The organism is Paenibacillus sp. 7516, assembly GCF_002272715.1.
GTDB classification, from domain to species: Bacteria; Bacillota; Bacilli; order Paenibacillales; family Paenibacillaceae; genus Paenibacillus; species Paenibacillus illinoisensis_A.
In genome coordinates, this window is the sequence record NZ_NPBI01000012.1 from 213,731 (window position 1) to 230,447 (window position 16,717).

A 16,717-nucleotide genomic window follows, 5' to 3' on the forward strand; every position below is an offset into this window, starting at 1 on the left:
AGATGAAGGCGAATGAACAAGGGGAGTAAACGATGGGCGACATGGCTCTGCATGATTCTGGCAGTAACCATGCTGGCGGCATGTACGGGGAACAGTGGTTCAGGTGAAACGGCAGGCAGCACAAATAGCGGAGAATCCGGTGGAGACCAGCCGCTGGACATCAAGATGTTTGCCGGATTGTACAATGAAATTCCCGATATGAACAATGAATATTGGACCGAATGGGAGAAGCGCACCAACGCCAAACTCGATATTGAATGGGTGCCTTCAGGCGATCTGGATACGAAGCTGGATTTGCTGCTCGCTTCCGGTGATCTGCCAGAAGTAGTGGCCTACCAGAATCAGATTCGCCCCACGCTGATTACCGCGATCAAGAACGGTGCGTTCTGGGATCTGACTCCATTCCTTGGAGATCTCAGCGAATATCCGAACCTGAAGGAGAATCTGGCGCCGGATGCGCTCAAATACCTGTCGGTGGATGGAGGCATTTACGCCGTTCCACGCTCCCGTTCCCGGGTTGATGGCGGACTGAAAATTCGGGAAGATTGGCTGAAGCAGCTGAATCTGCCGATTCCCAAGACGTTCGAGGAATATAGAGAAGCCCTGAAGAAAATCGTGGACAGTGATATGGATGGCAACGGCAAGAAGGACACGGTTGGCCTGTTATTCGTCAACAATCCACCTGCCATGTTCCAAGCCGGATTCGGGGCATATAACCCAACCTATGATAACGATGGCGGGCTGATGAGCCCTGGTTTAACACCGCAATATGTGGAGATGGTCGAGTGGTTCCGGGAACTGTACGCCGATGGGCTGCTCTCCAAGGAATATGCTGTCATGAAGGAGAGTCAGGCCGAAGAACTATTCAAGACCAACCGGGCGGCTTCTTACGGACGTCCGATCTGGTGGGATCATGAGTGGGAGCAGGCCATGAAAAAATCCGGGCAGCCTGACGCCAAAATTCTGAACTTGTCTCTGACAGGTCCTCATGGAGATGCGGCGGTCGGTCTGGAGACCGGAGTCGCGGGTGGATTCTACATTTCCAAGAAGGTGCCTGAAGAGAAAGTGAAGCAGCTCCTGAAGTATTTTGATCTGACCGCTTCCCAGGAAATGACGGACTTTGCCTACTATGGAATTGAGGGTACGCACTATACGGAACAGGATGGTCAGAAAGTGCTGACGGAGCAAGGCGTTAAGGAAGTGAACACAACGAGCAAAGGGGCAGGGGTACTTGCCTATGCCAAATGGGGCAAAGTGATTAGTGCTTCCGGAGACAAAGCCTATAATGACGCCAAAATCAAGGAAGTTGAGAATTTCGACGAAATTGGAAAGATCGACTTCTACCGGGTGATTACCTCGGAGGCCTGGAGAGAGACATGGCCCAAATATGCAGACGAGTACAGCTCCATGTTGACCCGAACGATTGTTGGACAGATCAGTGTCGAAGAGTTCAGAGCCTATGTAGACAAGTTGAACAGTCAGCCGGACATCAAGCAGGCTTATCAGGAAATGGCCAAAGCTTATGAGCAGTTTAATCAACAATAACGAGGTAAAGGAGAAGCGATGAAGACTCCCATACTGAGCGATAAGGAACAACGTCCCTGGTGGCAGCAGCCGCTGCGCACCATTCAACCTAACATGCAGGTGAAGGACACCGAGAAGATTGATCCCGAACGGCTTGCGGACCAACTGCTCGAGATGGGTGCCAATGCCATGGTGTTTAATGTGGGTGGAATCTATGCCTGGTACCGATCCGATGTCGCATTTCATGTGCAAAATGAATACTTGCCCCGCGGCAGCGATCTGCTGCGGGCTATGATCCAGAGCTGTCATCAGCGCGGGATTCGCTTTATTGCCCGCTTCGATTTCAGCAAGGCAGAGGACTCCGTATATTTGCAGAAGCCCGGGTGGTTTGTCCGCAAGGAAGGTGGCCAGCCGGATATTATCGGCGCCACTAGGCCGGGGGCCTGGCCTCTGTTGATGTCGACCTGCATTAACGGAGGCTACCGCAACGAGGAACTGGCGGTTCCTGTAATCCGGGAAGCACTGGAACGTTATGAGATTGACGGTGTATTCTTCAACGCACCCGGATATGTATTTTGCCAATGTTCCAATTGTCAGAAGAAATACAAGGGGATGTATGGAACAGAGCTGCCGAGTACTTCAGCAGAGATGGCGTCTGATTTTGCAGCCCGCTGCTTCGATGATAATCTGGGCCGGATGTATCAGGAGATCAAGGCTGTTCGGCCTGAGGTGCCGATGATCCTGTACTATAATCTGCATCGGGATAATCTGGAGAAACGGGTGTCCATTACCGACATGCTCTGTACTGAACCGCAGGATGTGTTGTCGCTGGGGCACACCCGTATCCCGGAGTTCTGGCATCCTGCGCTCAGTATCAAGGTGGGGCGTTCCGTTCCAGGTCGCCCTGATCCCTTCGGCATTGTACATTCTTGCCCAGGCATGGACTGGCGGCATACCGGGCTTCCGCCTGCCGAATACCGCTTCTGGCTCTCGCAGATTCCAGCCAATGGCGGTCAGCTCTGGCATTCATTAACCGGAATCCCGGATACGATTACGGATAAGCGGATTTTGCGAACCGTGACAGAGGTCAACAGGGATGCAGCGAAGATTGCTTCCCATATGGACGGCGCACAACCAATGAACCAGGTGGCGCTCATGTGGAGTGCCAATCGTTCAGCAGAAGGCTTGGCGGAGGCGCTCATCCATAAGCACATTTCATTCGATGTGATTCTGCCTGAACAGGTGGCCAGCGTGGACCTGAATCACTATCCGGTCGTTATTTTGCCTGAAGGATTCGCACATTCATCCCATTTTATAGATTTGCTCCGCGATTATGTGAGTCAGGGAGGCAGCCTTATCGCAGAGGGAGAACTGCCGAACGTTGGAAATGAGACCGATTCGATGCTATTGGACCTATTTGGTATTTCCGGGGAAATGCAGGAGAGCGAGTATTTGGCTGCATCTTATCTACGGTTTGAACAGAACTCTATTACAGCCAACGAAGGGAATCCACTGCAGCGGAAGCTGGAGGAAACGGAACTCATACCGCATCGAGGCAAGGTGATGTACTGTCAGCCCAAGGATGTGGATGTGCAGGTATTGGCAACGCTAGTTCCTCCGTTTTCTCCGTTGGAAAGTGTAGGAGCGCCTCCGGAACGGGCCTCACTGGCTGTTAAACAAACCAATCTTCCGCTGGCACTGTTGCGAAGCTATGGCACAGGGCAGATCTTATATTTCCCGTTTTCGCTTAGTGGTCTCATACAGGAATTCAAATTGGAGGAGCATTTCCGGTTGTTTACCAATGCCGTTCATGTGTTGCTGAATAATAGAGCTCTGGTATCGATCACGGAAGCACCCGGTTTACAGCTGACTGTTTTCCGCAAGGATAACGACCTGCTGATTCATCTGGTGAATGGGGCAGGACGCAGACCGCTGTCATCCGTGCTCCCCATCCATGATATTGAGATTACAGTTTGTCCAGGGGAGGATCATTCTGCAGGAGACGCTGAAGCGTTAATCGCAGGAATGAAGCTTAAGACAGATCGTACTGGAAATAAACTAAAAATTAGAGTCCCCAAGCTGGACGTTTGGGAGTGTATCCAGGTAACTCTCTTGATATAATGAACCCGAACAGAGACATGCGAAAATGAGCCTAAGGCAGCATACGGGGGTGATTCCATGAGACGGGTAATGCACACCATCCAATCAGCGCTTGACCGCTGGTTCGCAACGAATGGTTATCTGAAAAGACTGATCTGGTTGGGCTGCATGTCGGTGGTCATCCCGGTGGTGCTTGCCGGAAGCGCGTACTATCATTTCTCGATGATCAAACTGACCGAGCAATTCCAGGATAACAACATGGCCTCATTGAATTTGCTCAAAGACAGGGTGGAGAATATTCTGACCAATATTGAGCATGAATCGATGCAGCTCGCCAGTGGCCCGTTGATGCGAAATGCATTAGGCAGTGCTCATTATGAGAGCGATTACTTTCTTCATCTGGATCTGCTCGATCTGTTTCAGCTCCACAAAAACACCAATAATCTAATTGAAGAAATGATCTATTATGATGCTAAAACAGATATGGTTCTGTCCCATTATTACGGATTGGTCTCGCTGGCAGACTACAAGGAAAAGCAGGACATGGAGGCTGCTCTGGAAGGCCATGCAGCTGCAGGCTGGAGGTATCTTCCCCAATCCGGAGAAGCGGGCTATATCTCCTATGTGAGGCAAGTGCCTGTCATGGGACAGGGGGAACCGCGCGGAGTGGTCATTCTCCAAGTGAAGGAACAGGAGCTGCGGAGTTTGCTGCGCAGCTATTCCGTCAGTCTGGAAGATCAATCCCTAGCCATTCTTAATGCAGATCAGCATATTATTTTGCACACGGACGGCCCTGGAGAGATTGGCAAACGGGCATCGGAGGACGAAGTGCTGCAGCAGATCGCATATGCAGAAGGCAGGGAACGCTCGGGTCATGAGGTACTGAAGGGGGAGCATGGGAATGAGCTTGTGGCATATGCTTCGGCATCCATGGGGAGGACCTATATATCCCAGCTCCCTGAGCAGGAGATGATTGCCCAGTTGAATTGGATCAAGGTGCTCATCCTGATCTCGGTGTCCATCTTTGTGTTGGTCGGTATGCTGCTCACCTGGTTCAGCTCACGGCTGGCCTACAACCCTATTCAGCAGCTGCTGCGGTATGGAGAGCACTTGCGCAGGAACGGGCAGGAAACAGCTCCGCAGGGGAATGAAATTGAATATATCCGGTCTTCGCTCAGCTATCTCAATGAACAGACCGAAACCCTGAATCGGTATATAGAGGGCATACAGCCAGACCTCCGCGATCGTTTTTTGCAGAGATTACTGCAATCTAGCGGTTCATGGACCAGCAGCAGGTTGGAAGAAGAATGTGCCAGACATGAGTTCCGGACAGAGGGACAATTTTTGGTGTTGGTTGTAAAAGTGGAAAATCTGGTCAAGAAGAAACGATTTTTACCCAGTGAAGGTCCCGTCATTGTATTTGCCCTGAGAAACGTCATGGACGAACTGCTCAGCCAAAATACGGATCTGACGGGGTATGTTGTAGACAAAAATGATAGTGATTCGGTGGCAATCCTGCATTTCGATTCAGAGATTTCTCCTCGTGAAGCGAGGCAGAGGGTATGCAGCTATGCAGAGGAGATTCATCATGCACTGGATCAGTACCTGTCTTTCTCGGCAACGGTGGGCGTAGGGCGTCCGGGTCAACTTCATGGGATTGCAGAGTCCTTTCGGGAAGCGCAGCTCGCCCTGCAGTATCGGCTATTTGATGATGCCGAGAACGTTCTGTTCTATGAAGATATTCTGGCCACCCAGCGTAATCCGGTCTTCATGTATCCCCGGGAGATCGAAGAGGAAATTCTTGAATCCCTATGGAACGGAACGCTTACGCATGCGGAGGATGCGCTGCATCGGTTTTCCAAGAAAGTGCGTGCTTCCGAATCCTATACGATCATGATTCAGGGATACCACATGCTGCTGTCGGCCATTATTCAATTCATGGAGACGAAGGGTCCCGGCATGCTTGAACGACTGGGCAGCAATCTGTTCGATCAGCTGCAGGAGAATCAGACATCGAAGGAGATGCACGACTGGTTTATCGGTGTGCTGTTTCCATTATGCATTGAGGCCAGTCAGGATCTTCGCACCAATTCATCCCGCCTGATTGTTCAGCGGGTCTGCGAGCATCTGAGCAGCCATCCCGAAGGAATGCAGTCGCTATCGGATTGTGCAGAACTCGTGAATGTCAGTCCTTCCTATCTAAGCAGGCTCTTCAAGAAGGAAATGGGGGTGTCCTTTATCGAATACATGATGAATCTGAAGGTGCAAAAAGCGAAGCAATTGTTGAAGGATACCGATTGCACCATTACGGAAATTGCCGAACAGGTGGGATATTCGGAACGCAACCTGAACAGGGCCTTTCAGCGGTTTGTTCAGATGTCGCCCAATCAATATCGAATGTCGGTCCGCTAGATTTCATGTAAATGATAGACGGCGGCGTGCGAAAGCTATAACATACAGATATAGCAATCCAAGACAAGCACCTCACCAAACCATAGAGATACAAGGAGGAAACCTACGATGACAAATACGACGAAGGCACCTGGAGAGACGAAAGTTGGCTTTATCGGTACAGGCGTTATGGGGAAAAGCATGGCAGGTCACATCCAGAAAGCGGGCTACCCGCTGCATGTGTATACCCGCACAGCTGCCAAAGCGGAGGCGTTGGTGAATGAAGGGGCCGTTTGGCACGATACACCAGGCAAACTTGCGGCTGAGTGTGATGTCATCATCACCATGGTAGGATATCCGAAGGATGTAGAGGAGATTTATCTTGGCGAGGACGGTCTTGTGGCCAATGCTAAACCAGGTTCATTCCTGATTGATATGACGACATCCAGTCCCATGCTGGCTGCTCGCATCTTCGAGGCAGCAGAAGCCAAGGGGCTGCATGCCTTGGATGCACCCGTATCGGGTGGAGATATTGGCGCACGCGATGGCAAGCTGTCCATCATGGTTGGTGGCACCGCGGAAGCATTCGAAGCGGTACGACCGCTGTTTGAGTGTATGGGCACCAACATTGTATTGCAGGGCAAGGCGGGTTCCGGTCAGCACACCAAAATGTGCAACCAGATTGCCATCGCATCAGGCATGATGGGCGTATGCGAAGCGCTCGCCTATGCCAAGAGTTCGGGGCTTGACGCGGAGAACGTGCTGAAGAGCATTGCTACCGGGGCAGCCGGAAGCTGGTCGCTGAGCAATCTCGGTCCGCGCATGATCGCAGGCGATTTCGAGCCTGGATTTTATGTGAAACATTTTATCAAAGACATGGGAATTGCCCTCGAATCGGCCAAAGCCATGGGCATGAAGACGCCAGGACTGGCACTGGCTGAATCCCTGTATCAGGAAATATCCAGAAACGGTCTGGATGAGAAGGGCACGCAGGTGCTCTATACGTACTATCTTCAAGCATAAATAGTGTTAGTGGTAAGCGGCAGCGTGTTCTTTTTCTTAAATGGAAAGGGATGCGCTGTTTTTTTAGAATTATTCCCAATGGATCGCATGTGTCTAAAGTCACAATATTGGTTAAATATTTTCGTATACTTTGGTTTGTGCAAGGAAATTAGGCCTGATGACCTTTATTTTTACCCGTCTTCATCCGACATAAGTAATAGAAGTTTACATAATGGAAGTCCAAAGATGTTGTTATGTGTTCAATTGTCGTAACCGATCACCTGTAACTCACACTAAATTTTAGAACGGAGCTTGCCCATGTTCAAAAAAATCCTGTCTCTGTTCAAGACACAGCCAGAGCTTGCGAGTTCAATTACGGCTTCGGCCCCCGCGATGCCGGATACGGGCCCCGCACCTGCCCGAATGACGCGGAGCAGACGCAAACCCAAATCCAAATCCAAACATGAAGCCGCCTGGATCAGCGAGCCGGAAGAACCGACTACAGCAGAACGACTGTACAGTCTCCCGGGACAATACAAAGTTTTGAGTGATCTGCTCGTGGCCAATCCCAAGTCCCGTTCTGGCTATTCTCAGATTGATCATGTTGTTATTGGTCCGCGGGGGATCTTCGTCATCGAGACCCGTAACCTGACAACAGGCGAGATTCGGGGTGGGCGCAGAGAAGCCAACTGGACGGTCAGTACCAGTCGCATTAAGATGTATAATCCTCTGATGCAGCATCGGGGTCATGTGGAGGCGGTTCATGCACACCTCGGAGATTATAAGCGGATCCGCATGATTTCCATGGTGACCTTCACCAATCGCTGCCGGATCAGTGTCGATCCTGCGGTGCGGTATGTGAATTCCGATGAACTGGTGATATATGATCACGAATTGGTTGAAACCATTCTGCGCAAAACGGAAAGACTCGAAGCAGAAGTGCCTGAGACGTTGTTTAAGGAGCAGGATATTCAGGCTATCTATTCCCTGCTGTCGTCAGCCAATTGCACAGAGCCTCAGACCCGGGCGGAACATATCGAGAAGGCTAAGGGGATTAAATAGCTTATAGATAGGTTTTCTTGCAGACACTGTTGTCCTTCGGGATGACAGTGTTTTTTTGTACTTTTGTCGGGGGCATCCAGTCATGACAGTTCAAGGAGACAGGTACATCGTCGTATACACCCAGAATTTAACTTATGTTAGAATGTAGACCAATACTTACCTGTGAATACGGCATGTTATCCGAAGATAGATCATAAGGATAATAGGAGTTCAATCGTACATGCCATGGTTAATGTAGATTAGATGCATACATAAGATAAGGGGAAGATTATACCATGAGATGGATACAACCGATTCGTGTGTTTACCTTGATATTCAGCTTGGCTGCAGTTTTATCTGCATGCGGTGGCGGGGCCAAGGAAGCTGCCAGCCCCGAGCCTGCCCAAGAGGCAGCTGAAGCGACCGCAGCAGAGCCGTCCAGTGCCGATACGGCAAAAGAGAATAGTGAGAGTAACGCGGCGGAACCAGCCTCGGATGCTACGGAGACGTTGAAAGAACTGCAGGATCAATACGCTGACAAGCTGGGCTATATCCGCATTCCGCTAGACGACCATCCGGTTCGCCGGGTTAGTGAGGAAGGGTCCAAGAATATTAACGTTGCCAACTACAGCGATACTGTCGTGGATATGAACGCAGAGGTTCCGATTCATGCCAATACACAGCGTTTAATCGATGACGCCTTTCCTTTCTTTACAACTGTACAGGCTCCTGACGTGTCCTATATCACTTGGGATGAAGCTACGAACCTGGAACGGGCCATGGTCAAGACACTGTTTATTTCTCGTGAAGGTCTGCTGATTACAGAAGATGCGATGAATAACAAGGATTACAGCAGCCAATCGTTTCAGGATTCCATGGATTTCTTCAGAGTCACCGCCAAATTCGAATCCATGGCTCCGGTGGCACAGCATCCATATGACATTACGTTAAGCGAACTCTACGACAAGGCCCGCAAGTCATGGGGGGAGCTGGCAGCAATGGACCCCGAGCAGGATGAGGCAGCGTTTGCCGAGAAGTACCAAACGGCGAGAACCGATGCCAATAATGCGATGGGGCTGCTTAATATATTGCTGTCTACGAATGAGGAAGAGCGTATGGAGCAGACATACGGAAAGTAGAAGCGCGGCTTGTCCCATTCATGGATGGGCCCCAACAACTTACCAACATAAATGAAAGGTCCATCCGATAAGCGGATGGACCTTTTTCGGTCATTTCCTATATTCAAGGCAGATGAATGGTTTGAATATGATCGGTATGCATAATCAAGGTCTGACCTTCTGCCTCTACCAGTTCAATCAGCTTATTGTCTGCGCTCTTCAGCAATCCAGCCCGATATGGCTTGTCACCAAGATTCAGGATAACAAGTTCACCAACCATTTTCTGAAGCTGTTGGTCCATTGTCCGGGAAAGAGGCATGGACGCAGGCTGAATGGGGAAATGCTGCTGGCTTAGGGAATAAGGCGTGCTGTTTGTTGGAGAAGGAATGATATATTTCAGATGATTGATGGAGACGTAGACCGAATGATGCAGCGGAGAGAAGAAGATGAAGTAGTCGTTCATAATGTTCGTAATATAACCGTGCAGCGTACGTCCGCCTATCGAAACTTCACTGAATCTGCCACGAGCATTCATTAATATTTTGCGATACGATATATTGTTGTGATCCATCTCGGGATCAGGCGCAGGCACGCTGGAGGTGGAACTGGCATCGCCCCCTTTGGTTATGTGCATGGATTGAAGGTGATGAAGAGGTACATAGGTGAATCGTTGATCTCCGTAAACAACAATTAGGTCCTGACCCATATCAATGATCTCACCCTGAATTGGAAGTTTACAGCCGGATAGTTCCAATTCGATGGATTTTCCAAGCCACATTGTTGGGAATTTCACAGTATACCTCCTCTCAATATAGAATAGACGTCCAAATATATAGGGAAAATAGGCTGACAATTAGACTAATTGGTATCACTATGAAGGTTACTTTCATATACTGTTTCCAAGAGACTCGAACATGGTGGGTCTTCAAAATAAACATCCAGATCAACGTTGCTAGAGTACCTATCGGTGTCAGCAAGGCTCCAATATCACTACCCAGAATGTTGGCGAGGTAAGCCAGATGCAGCTGGGTATCACCTAATTGAAGATCGGTTACTGCAAATGTGCCAATCATGACGGAAGGCAGGTTATTGAGCAGATTGGATAATAGAGTGAGCATTAGACCCGATACGGCAATGAGACTGGCGTCACCACCTTCTACCATGGGCTTCATCCACTGAACGATAACAGCTGTCATTCCAGCCCGGTGAAGACTATCCACGATAATATAAATGCTGAAGGCGAAGAGCAGAATGTGCCAAGGCGTTTGTGTAACTACATCCTTAAGACCAGTCCGGGTGCGATACCAACGCACAGCCAGCATCAGAACAACACCGGTGATTGCGACAATCTCCATAGGAATTCCCCACTGCTCAGCGAGAAAGTATCCTGCCCGAATGAATACAACAATCCCGATACAGACACGGAACAACCACCAGTCTACGCTCTTTCCACTATCCGCTCGTGGTATATCCTGATTTCCTGTTTGCAGCGGATGATACCCTGAACCGGATGTGGGTTGCATGGACATAGGGTAGTGATGAATAACCTTGGGAATACTTTTGCGAAAATAATAGAACAGCAGTATGGTCATCACCATGATCCCCAGCATCGATGGCACAAACATCATCTGGGTGTAGGTGTTCAGGTTTAATCCGACCATTTGCAAGGCGATGAGATTAGCGAGATTACTAAGTCCGATCGGGGCACTGGAAGCTGTAGCGATGAGTGCACCTGAGATCAGGTAAGGTAATTGCTGATGCACTTTCAGGCGAAGGATGGAACAGATTCGGAGAATGATTGGAGTTGTAATCAGTATACTGCCGTCGTTGTTGAAGAAGATGGTCATGAGAAAACAGAGTAATAGAATCAGCCAGAATAGTCGGAAGCCAGAGCCTCGTGCCTTTTCTATCATATTGATGGCGATCCAGCGGAAAAAACCGATGCTCTCGAGAATGATGGACATGACAATGGTCGAGAGAATGGTTACAGCAGCGCCGGAAACAATCCCGAAGATGCCAACAATATGAGCAAAGCTGCTCACACCAGTAATAACAAGAAGAAGGGCGCCAAGCGAAGTAGGGATGGATTCATTTAATCCGCCAGGTCGCCACATCAGGAAAATGACAGTAATAATAAACACCCCGAAGGTTAACCACAACTGGTAATCAGGCATTTACTGTGATTCACCTCCCAGGGGGAGAAGTCCTGGTGGAGATTGAATCGAATGTTCGTGGGTTGGAGTGGGCCTTCCAGGTACAACGATCCAGTAGAAAGGCACACCAATTAAGACAACAGCAACGAAGATCAACATGAGTATTCCCCCCTTTAAACTGGTTGATAACCTAAGCTGTCACGTGATTAACAAGATCTCTTTTTGCCGCCAGACTTGTTGCCACCGGATTTATTCCCGCCAGATTTGTTTCCTTTGGATTGGTTGCCTTGGTTGCCGCGCGAACGGTTACCTTGAGCGCCTTGTTGGGCACCTTGAGAGCGATTCCCTCGAGATTGGTTCCCTTGAGCAGCCTGATTCCCTTGGGACCGGTTGCCTTGAGCCGCTTGGTTGCCTTGGCTCGTGTTGTTACCATTGTTGTTAGTGTTGTTGTTATTATTGTTACTATTATTGTTGTTGCTGCCACGTACAAGGGATACCGATTTCACATGCTGCATGGGAATACGAACAATCTCCTGATTTTTCAAAGCCATAACCAGTTGGTTCTGATTGGCATCGGCCAGGATGCCTTCGACTTTTTCAGGTCCTCCCCGGTTGATCTGAACACGACGGAAGCGGAGTGCCTGCATAACCCCGAGAAACGTATTGGACGGAATTGGGTTCCCTAAGGCTGCAGCTCTGTTTCCACCGGAACGGCCTGTCTCTGTGATGCTTTTGACATGAGTCTCATTGACATAGACAATTCCTTCCTTGCAGCTCATCGCCATATAGTCCCACCGTACGTCCATCAGCGTGCCCGTTACGGAATCTGGGCCACCCCGGTTAATCTTGATCTCTCTTCCGAGCAAACCTCTCAAACCTTGACCGTTCATAGACATAGTGTTGCGCCCCTTCCGTGATATAAGTTCAGATGGACATAAATGGCGGATGTTTTGTTGATCCATTGCATTCGTCATTCGTGTCTGTCTGTAGTTTAATCATATGAAACATGCTTTTGAGAGGGACTAGCCAGTCAACCATTTCTATACTATTTTGGCTATAATCTATGAGAAGAGGATGATAATCATAGATTAATGGCACGATTATTCCGCATCCCGTAAGGTTAGCTTGTAGGTGCTATGAATGGAACTGTGTATCTGCCCTTACGGCTTGCTGTGCTCCTGCATAGGATGATGTAACAGCCTACGGGCAATCTCAGGGGTCTTCAATGAAAGGCGGATGGAAATGGCTCTACCTGTCTACCATATCTCGGTGTCCGATAACGAGTATCAACAGTTAACATCAAATATCTGGTCAGATACGTTTGTGAACGGAACGATGCAGATGGACAGCAGGCAGCTTCCAATCCGTATTCGATACCGGGGAGGGCACACACGTGGCTATGTCAAAAAGTCTTTTGAAATTCGAACGTCCAGCAGAACGTTCCATTTTAATGCCGAGTATGATGATCCCTCATTGCTGCGCAATGCACTCTCGTTCCATATTTTCGAATCCCTTCGTGTTCCGGCTCCGTCAACGCAGCACTGCATACTGTATTTAAACGGACAGCTGAAGGGTGTCTATTTGCGTATTGAGGGAGTTAAATCGTTCTTTTTTCGGCAGCGAAAAATGCCTGTTCGAAGCATCTTCTATGCGGTGAACGATCATGCGGGATTTGCGCTGAATTCGGATTCTACCGAAACAAACACGGATCTACTATCCGGATACACACTGATACGCGGCAAGGATGAGGATCGCACGAGGCTCCGTACCTTTATCCAACAGCTGAATACGAAGTCAAGGCAGGATCTGCTTCGCTTTTTGCAGGCGAGAATGGATACGGATAATTATTTGCGCTGGCTGAGTGGAGCTGTACTTACAGGCAACTTCGATGGATTCCATCAGAATTACACATGGTATGAGAAGATCAAGACCCGGAGGTATGGTATCCTTCCCTGGGATTATGAGGGGACTTGGGGAAGAAACTGTTATGGTGCGAGAGTAGATCCGAACCTCGTACGGATTCAGGGATATAACAAACTGACTGGACGGCTGCTTGCCTTCCGCCTTTTCCGTCAGCAGTACAAGAGAATGATGAAGCAGCATCTGATGAACGTGTTCACCGAGAAACGGATTATGCCGGTAGTATATCGATTACACGGTCAGATCCGTGAAGCTGTGGAGCAGGATCCCTACATGAAATGGCCGATGAATGTTTTTTATGGTGAACCCGAGAAGATTCGTACCTATGTGGCAGAGCGCCGGGGGTATCTGCAGAAGGAAATACATCGAATGTAGATGAACAGGATAAAGACGAGGCGAATAACTTTGGCCACTGCAGACAGGGGTCAGGGTTTTTCTGTTTTTTTGAACAGGGGTGTGATATGTTTTTAAGCATAAGACGGGGACGGGATAAGGGTGAGGTGCGTGTACAGGATATGGTGGGATAACTTTTGTAAACGCTTTAAATTCAGAACGAAACTAATCTTGTTTTTGTCGGCAGCAACGGTATTCATCTCGGGAATGACAGGGCTGATCACATATCGCATCCATATTGCCCTATTTAATGAAGAAGTCAGTCGTCAGTATAGTCTTACCGCAGAACAGGTTCTGGCACGGCTGGATTCGCGGGTCAACGACATGTACAAAGTCACGGATTACATCACACTGAATCCTTCCGTGAAAAATGCCATTAAGGCACAAGCTTCAGGCATCTCTTCCTATGATCAGATGAAGCTTGAGGATGAACTGGATGACCAGTTGTATCAGGTAAGGCTGGATGCACCGGAGATCATGGGACTTCGCATTTATGATCTGAAGGGAAATATATTTAACTTGGGCGCCTTTGCCGGCTCGTTTCAGCAGATGAATCCTTCCTATTTGGACGAGATGGTTCATAAGCTGGAAGGGACGGGCGGCGAATACGTATGGAATCGTCTGGGTCCGGATGCTTTCCTGCAGGAAGAGCAGTCCAATTGGATTTTGGCTGGACGATTAATGCGCTCGGTTGATCTGGAAACGTACGGAGTGATGTTGATCCTGTTTAACACCTCGCTGTTTGAGTCGTATCTCAAGGACCTGCGATTGAACGAGGAAGTTTCCGTTGATCTGTTTGATGCGGAAGGGCAGCTGCTGTATGCGTTTCATAATCAGGATACAGACCCGCCGCCGCTTACACAGCTAAACCTGGGGGCAACCGAGATCAGGGACGAGCAGGGATCAACTCACTTGTATACCAAACAAACCTCGGATAAGGCACGCTTCACACTGGTGAGCAAGGTATCGCTCGCACAGATTCAGAACAAGGGGAAGCTCATCCTGCAAGTCGCCGTGTTCTCTGCCGCAGCCAGCGTACTATGCTCCTGGTTCATCATCACTATCATTAGCGGCAGATTGCTTCGTCCACTGGCCAGTCTGGTCAATGCGATGAAAAGAGTGCGGGATGGCCAGTTCGATACAAGGGTCCGAATAGAGACGCGGGACGAGCTGGGCTTCATCGGGGAACGGTTCAATGCGATGGCTTCCCGGATCGATACGCTCATTCATGAGGTGTACGAGCGAGAACTCAGTGAAAAGGAAGCCGAGCTCAAAGCCATTCAGGCGCAGTTGAACCCTCATTTTCTATATAACACACTAAGCATGTTTTTCTGGAAGTTTTATATGCTGGGCGATGAGAAATCCGCTCGTCTCGTTACAGCCCTGTCTGAAATGCTGCAATATACACTGGAGCCCGTGCAGCGGTTAACGACTCTCCAGGATGAGATGACGCAAATTGATCATTATTTGCAAATCCAACAGGCCAGATATCAGGAAGCATTATCCATTGATATTTCAATACCTGCGGAGTTACTTCGCTGTCAGGTGATCCGATTGCTGCTCCAGCCTATCGTCGAGAATGTGTTTGTACATGCCTTCTCAGACAAGAGGGACAATCGCCGTTTGCAGATTCGTGGTTTACTGCAACTAGGGCATGAGACGAAGACGGAGACAGACATGCTCATTATTGAAATCGTAGATAACGGCTGCGGCATGGATGCACTGGTCATTGAACGAATGATGAAGCCAGTTCCGCATGCGGAGGAGGAACGTCAGCATATTGGCATCCGAAGTGTACTCCGTAGAATCGAGCTGATTCACGGGGAGCCTTATGGCGTACAGATCGAGTCTGCTGTGGGAGAGGGGACGCTTGTACGCCTTCGTTTACCATATCAGACCGGACTAGGAATGATGCCGGGGAATTCGGATGATAGAGAGGAGCAGTGGCTGTGAATGGACGTATGCTTGTGGTCGATGATGAAGCGTTATTCCGTCAGGGGCTGATTCATCTGGTTCGGAACAACCCTCTCGGATGGGAAGTTGTGGGGGAAGCTGCTGATGGAGAAGAAGCGATTCAGGCGGTGCACAGCTGTACGCCTGATCTGATTATTACGGATATTAACATGCCTGTAATGGATGGTCTGGACTTGGCTGAACGCATACATGAGAGCGGGCGGGATATCATGATTATCATTTTGACAGGGTATCGTGAATTTGAATATGCACAGCGTGCCATCCGCTACGGTGCCATTGAATTTTTGCTCAAGCCGTTCTCCCTCGATGAAGCATGTAAGGTGCTGCGCAGGGCACATGAACGGTATCGCCGGAAGCAGTCAGACATGCGAATCAGGGAACAATACATCCAGGTGGACCGTTCCGAGAGATGGCGCGAAGAACTGGCTGCAATGCTGCTCCATCAGCAATTTGAGGAGATGGTCATTTGGGTTGAGGACCAACTGGAAGAGGCCGCCAGGATGCCACTGCCACAATGCAAATCCGAGATCCATCTGCTCATGAAAGTCTTGACGGATATGCTCGCACAGCAGCTTCAGCCACAGGAGTCCGGTGGACTGGACACATTCGGTCCAGATCCGCTGCTGTGGATTCATACCGTGCCCGAAGTCATTGCATGGGCTCGCTCGAAGAGTGAAGAGTGGATGGATATGATAATGCGCCTGACCCGGGAACAGCAGGATCATGTGATCACACGTGTCATTCGGTATATTGAGATGAATTACGCCGGAAGCTGCACGCTGCAGGCAGCTGCTGTTCATGTGCATGTGACGCCAAACTACTTGAGCCATTTGTTCAAAAAGGAGACCGGACAGGGCTTCAGCCAGTATGTCAGCAAACGCCGGATTGAGAAAGCGAAACTGCTGCTGCACAGCACCCGGCAGAGCATGGCGGATATAGCAGAACAGACCGGCTTTGATAACTCAAGCTATTTCACAACCGTATTCAAACAGGCGACAGGATTGTCTCCTCGCGAATATCGTAAGCAGGGAGCTGGAGATCACAACGAGTAGCACATGTTCTTTATGTGTTCTGAAGATCAGATCATAAGGAATCTGTATC

The 16,717-nt window shown here is 49.4% G+C and carries 13 protein-coding genes; 9 read left to right on the forward strand and 4 right to left on the reverse strand.

All coding sequences use genetic code 11. The features are described from left to right. The first annotated feature begins 12 nt into the window (after positions 1–12). The 6 genes from CHI14_RS12210 to CHI14_RS12235 all read left to right on the forward strand — a co-directional run bounded on the left by CHI14_RS12210 (position 13) and on the right by CHI14_RS12235 (position 9,197). Entirely contained in the window at positions 13–1,545 is a 1,533-nt protein-coding gene (locus CHI14_RS12210; RefSeq protein ID WP_095288714.1) for an extracellular solute-binding protein, read from the forward strand. Between the two features lie 18 nt (positions 1,546–1,563). Beyond that, positions 1,564–3,645, forward strand: coding sequence for an alpha-amylase family protein (locus tag CHI14_RS12215; RefSeq protein ID WP_095288715.1), 2,082 nt, complete (start codon positions 1,564–1,566; stop codon positions 3,643–3,645). Positions 3,646–3,702: 57 nt separating this feature from the next. Beyond that, complete coding sequence (locus tag CHI14_RS12220; protein ID WP_095288716.1) at positions 3,703–6,036, forward strand: helix-turn-helix domain-containing protein; 2,334 nt, start codon at positions 3,703–3,705, stop codon at positions 6,034–6,036. A gap of 108 nt (positions 6,037–6,144) precedes the next feature. Next, on the forward strand, positions 6,145–7,038 hold the full coding sequence (locus tag CHI14_RS12225) for an NAD(P)-dependent oxidoreductase (RefSeq protein WP_095288717.1): 894 nt from the start codon (positions 6,145–6,147) through the stop codon (positions 7,036–7,038). Between the two features lie 297 nt (positions 7,039–7,335). Then, positions 7,336–8,079: a nuclease-related domain-containing protein gene (locus tag CHI14_RS12230; RefSeq protein WP_095288718.1), complete on the forward strand. Its 744-nt coding sequence runs from the start codon at positions 7,336–7,338 to the stop codon at positions 8,077–8,079. A 275-nt stretch (positions 8,080–8,354) separates the two neighbouring features. Further along, positions 8,355–9,197, forward strand: a complete 843-nt coding sequence (locus CHI14_RS12235) for a hypothetical protein (RefSeq protein ID WP_095288719.1) — start codon at positions 8,355–8,357, stop codon at positions 9,195–9,197. Positions 9,198–9,300: 103 nt separating this feature from the next. Here CHI14_RS12235 and CHI14_RS12240 read toward each other — a convergent pair whose 3' ends face one another. The 4 genes from CHI14_RS12240 to CHI14_RS12250 are packed head-to-tail and all read right to left on the reverse strand — an operon-like array spanning position 9,301 to position 12,225. After that, complete coding sequence (locus CHI14_RS12240) at positions 9,301–9,969, reverse strand: DUF2642 domain-containing protein (protein WP_249281079.1); 669 nt, start codon at positions 9,967–9,969, stop codon at positions 9,301–9,303. A gap of 13 nt (positions 9,970–9,982) precedes the next feature. Then, positions 9,983–11,350: an arsenic transporter gene (locus tag CHI14_RS12245; RefSeq protein ID WP_095288720.1), complete on the reverse strand. Its 1,368-nt coding sequence runs from the start codon at positions 11,348–11,350 to the stop codon at positions 9,983–9,985. Beyond that, positions 11,351–11,488, reverse strand: coding sequence for a hypothetical protein (locus CHI14_RS29990; protein WP_170948111.1), 138 nt, complete (start codon positions 11,486–11,488; stop codon positions 11,351–11,353). Positions 11,489–11,535: 47 nt separating this feature from the next. Then, positions 11,536–12,225: a hypothetical protein gene (locus tag CHI14_RS12250; protein WP_095288721.1), complete on the reverse strand. Its 690-nt coding sequence runs from the start codon at positions 12,223–12,225 to the stop codon at positions 11,536–11,538. Positions 12,226–12,571: 346 nt separating this feature from the next. Here CHI14_RS12250 and CHI14_RS12255 point away from each other — a divergent pair, with 346 nt between their 5' ends. From CHI14_RS12255 to CHI14_RS12265, 3 genes are all read left to right on the forward strand, one after another. Further along, positions 12,572–13,624 carry a CotH kinase family protein gene (locus tag CHI14_RS12255; protein WP_249281080.1) on the forward strand — a complete coding sequence of 351 codons (1,053 nt, stop codon included), beginning with the start codon at positions 12,572–12,574 and terminating at the stop codon, positions 13,622–13,624. A gap of 195 nt (positions 13,625–13,819) precedes the next feature. Beyond that, positions 13,820–15,595, forward strand: coding sequence for a cache domain-containing sensor histidine kinase (locus CHI14_RS12260; RefSeq protein ID WP_141236667.1), 1,776 nt, complete (start codon positions 13,820–13,822; stop codon positions 15,593–15,595). Then, complete coding sequence (locus tag CHI14_RS12265; protein ID WP_095288724.1) at positions 15,592–16,668, forward strand: response regulator transcription factor; 1,077 nt, start codon at positions 15,592–15,594, stop codon at positions 16,666–16,668. The genes CHI14_RS12260 and CHI14_RS12265 overlap by 4 nt, the downstream gene beginning before the upstream one ends. Positions 16,669–16,717: the final 49 nt, after the last annotated feature.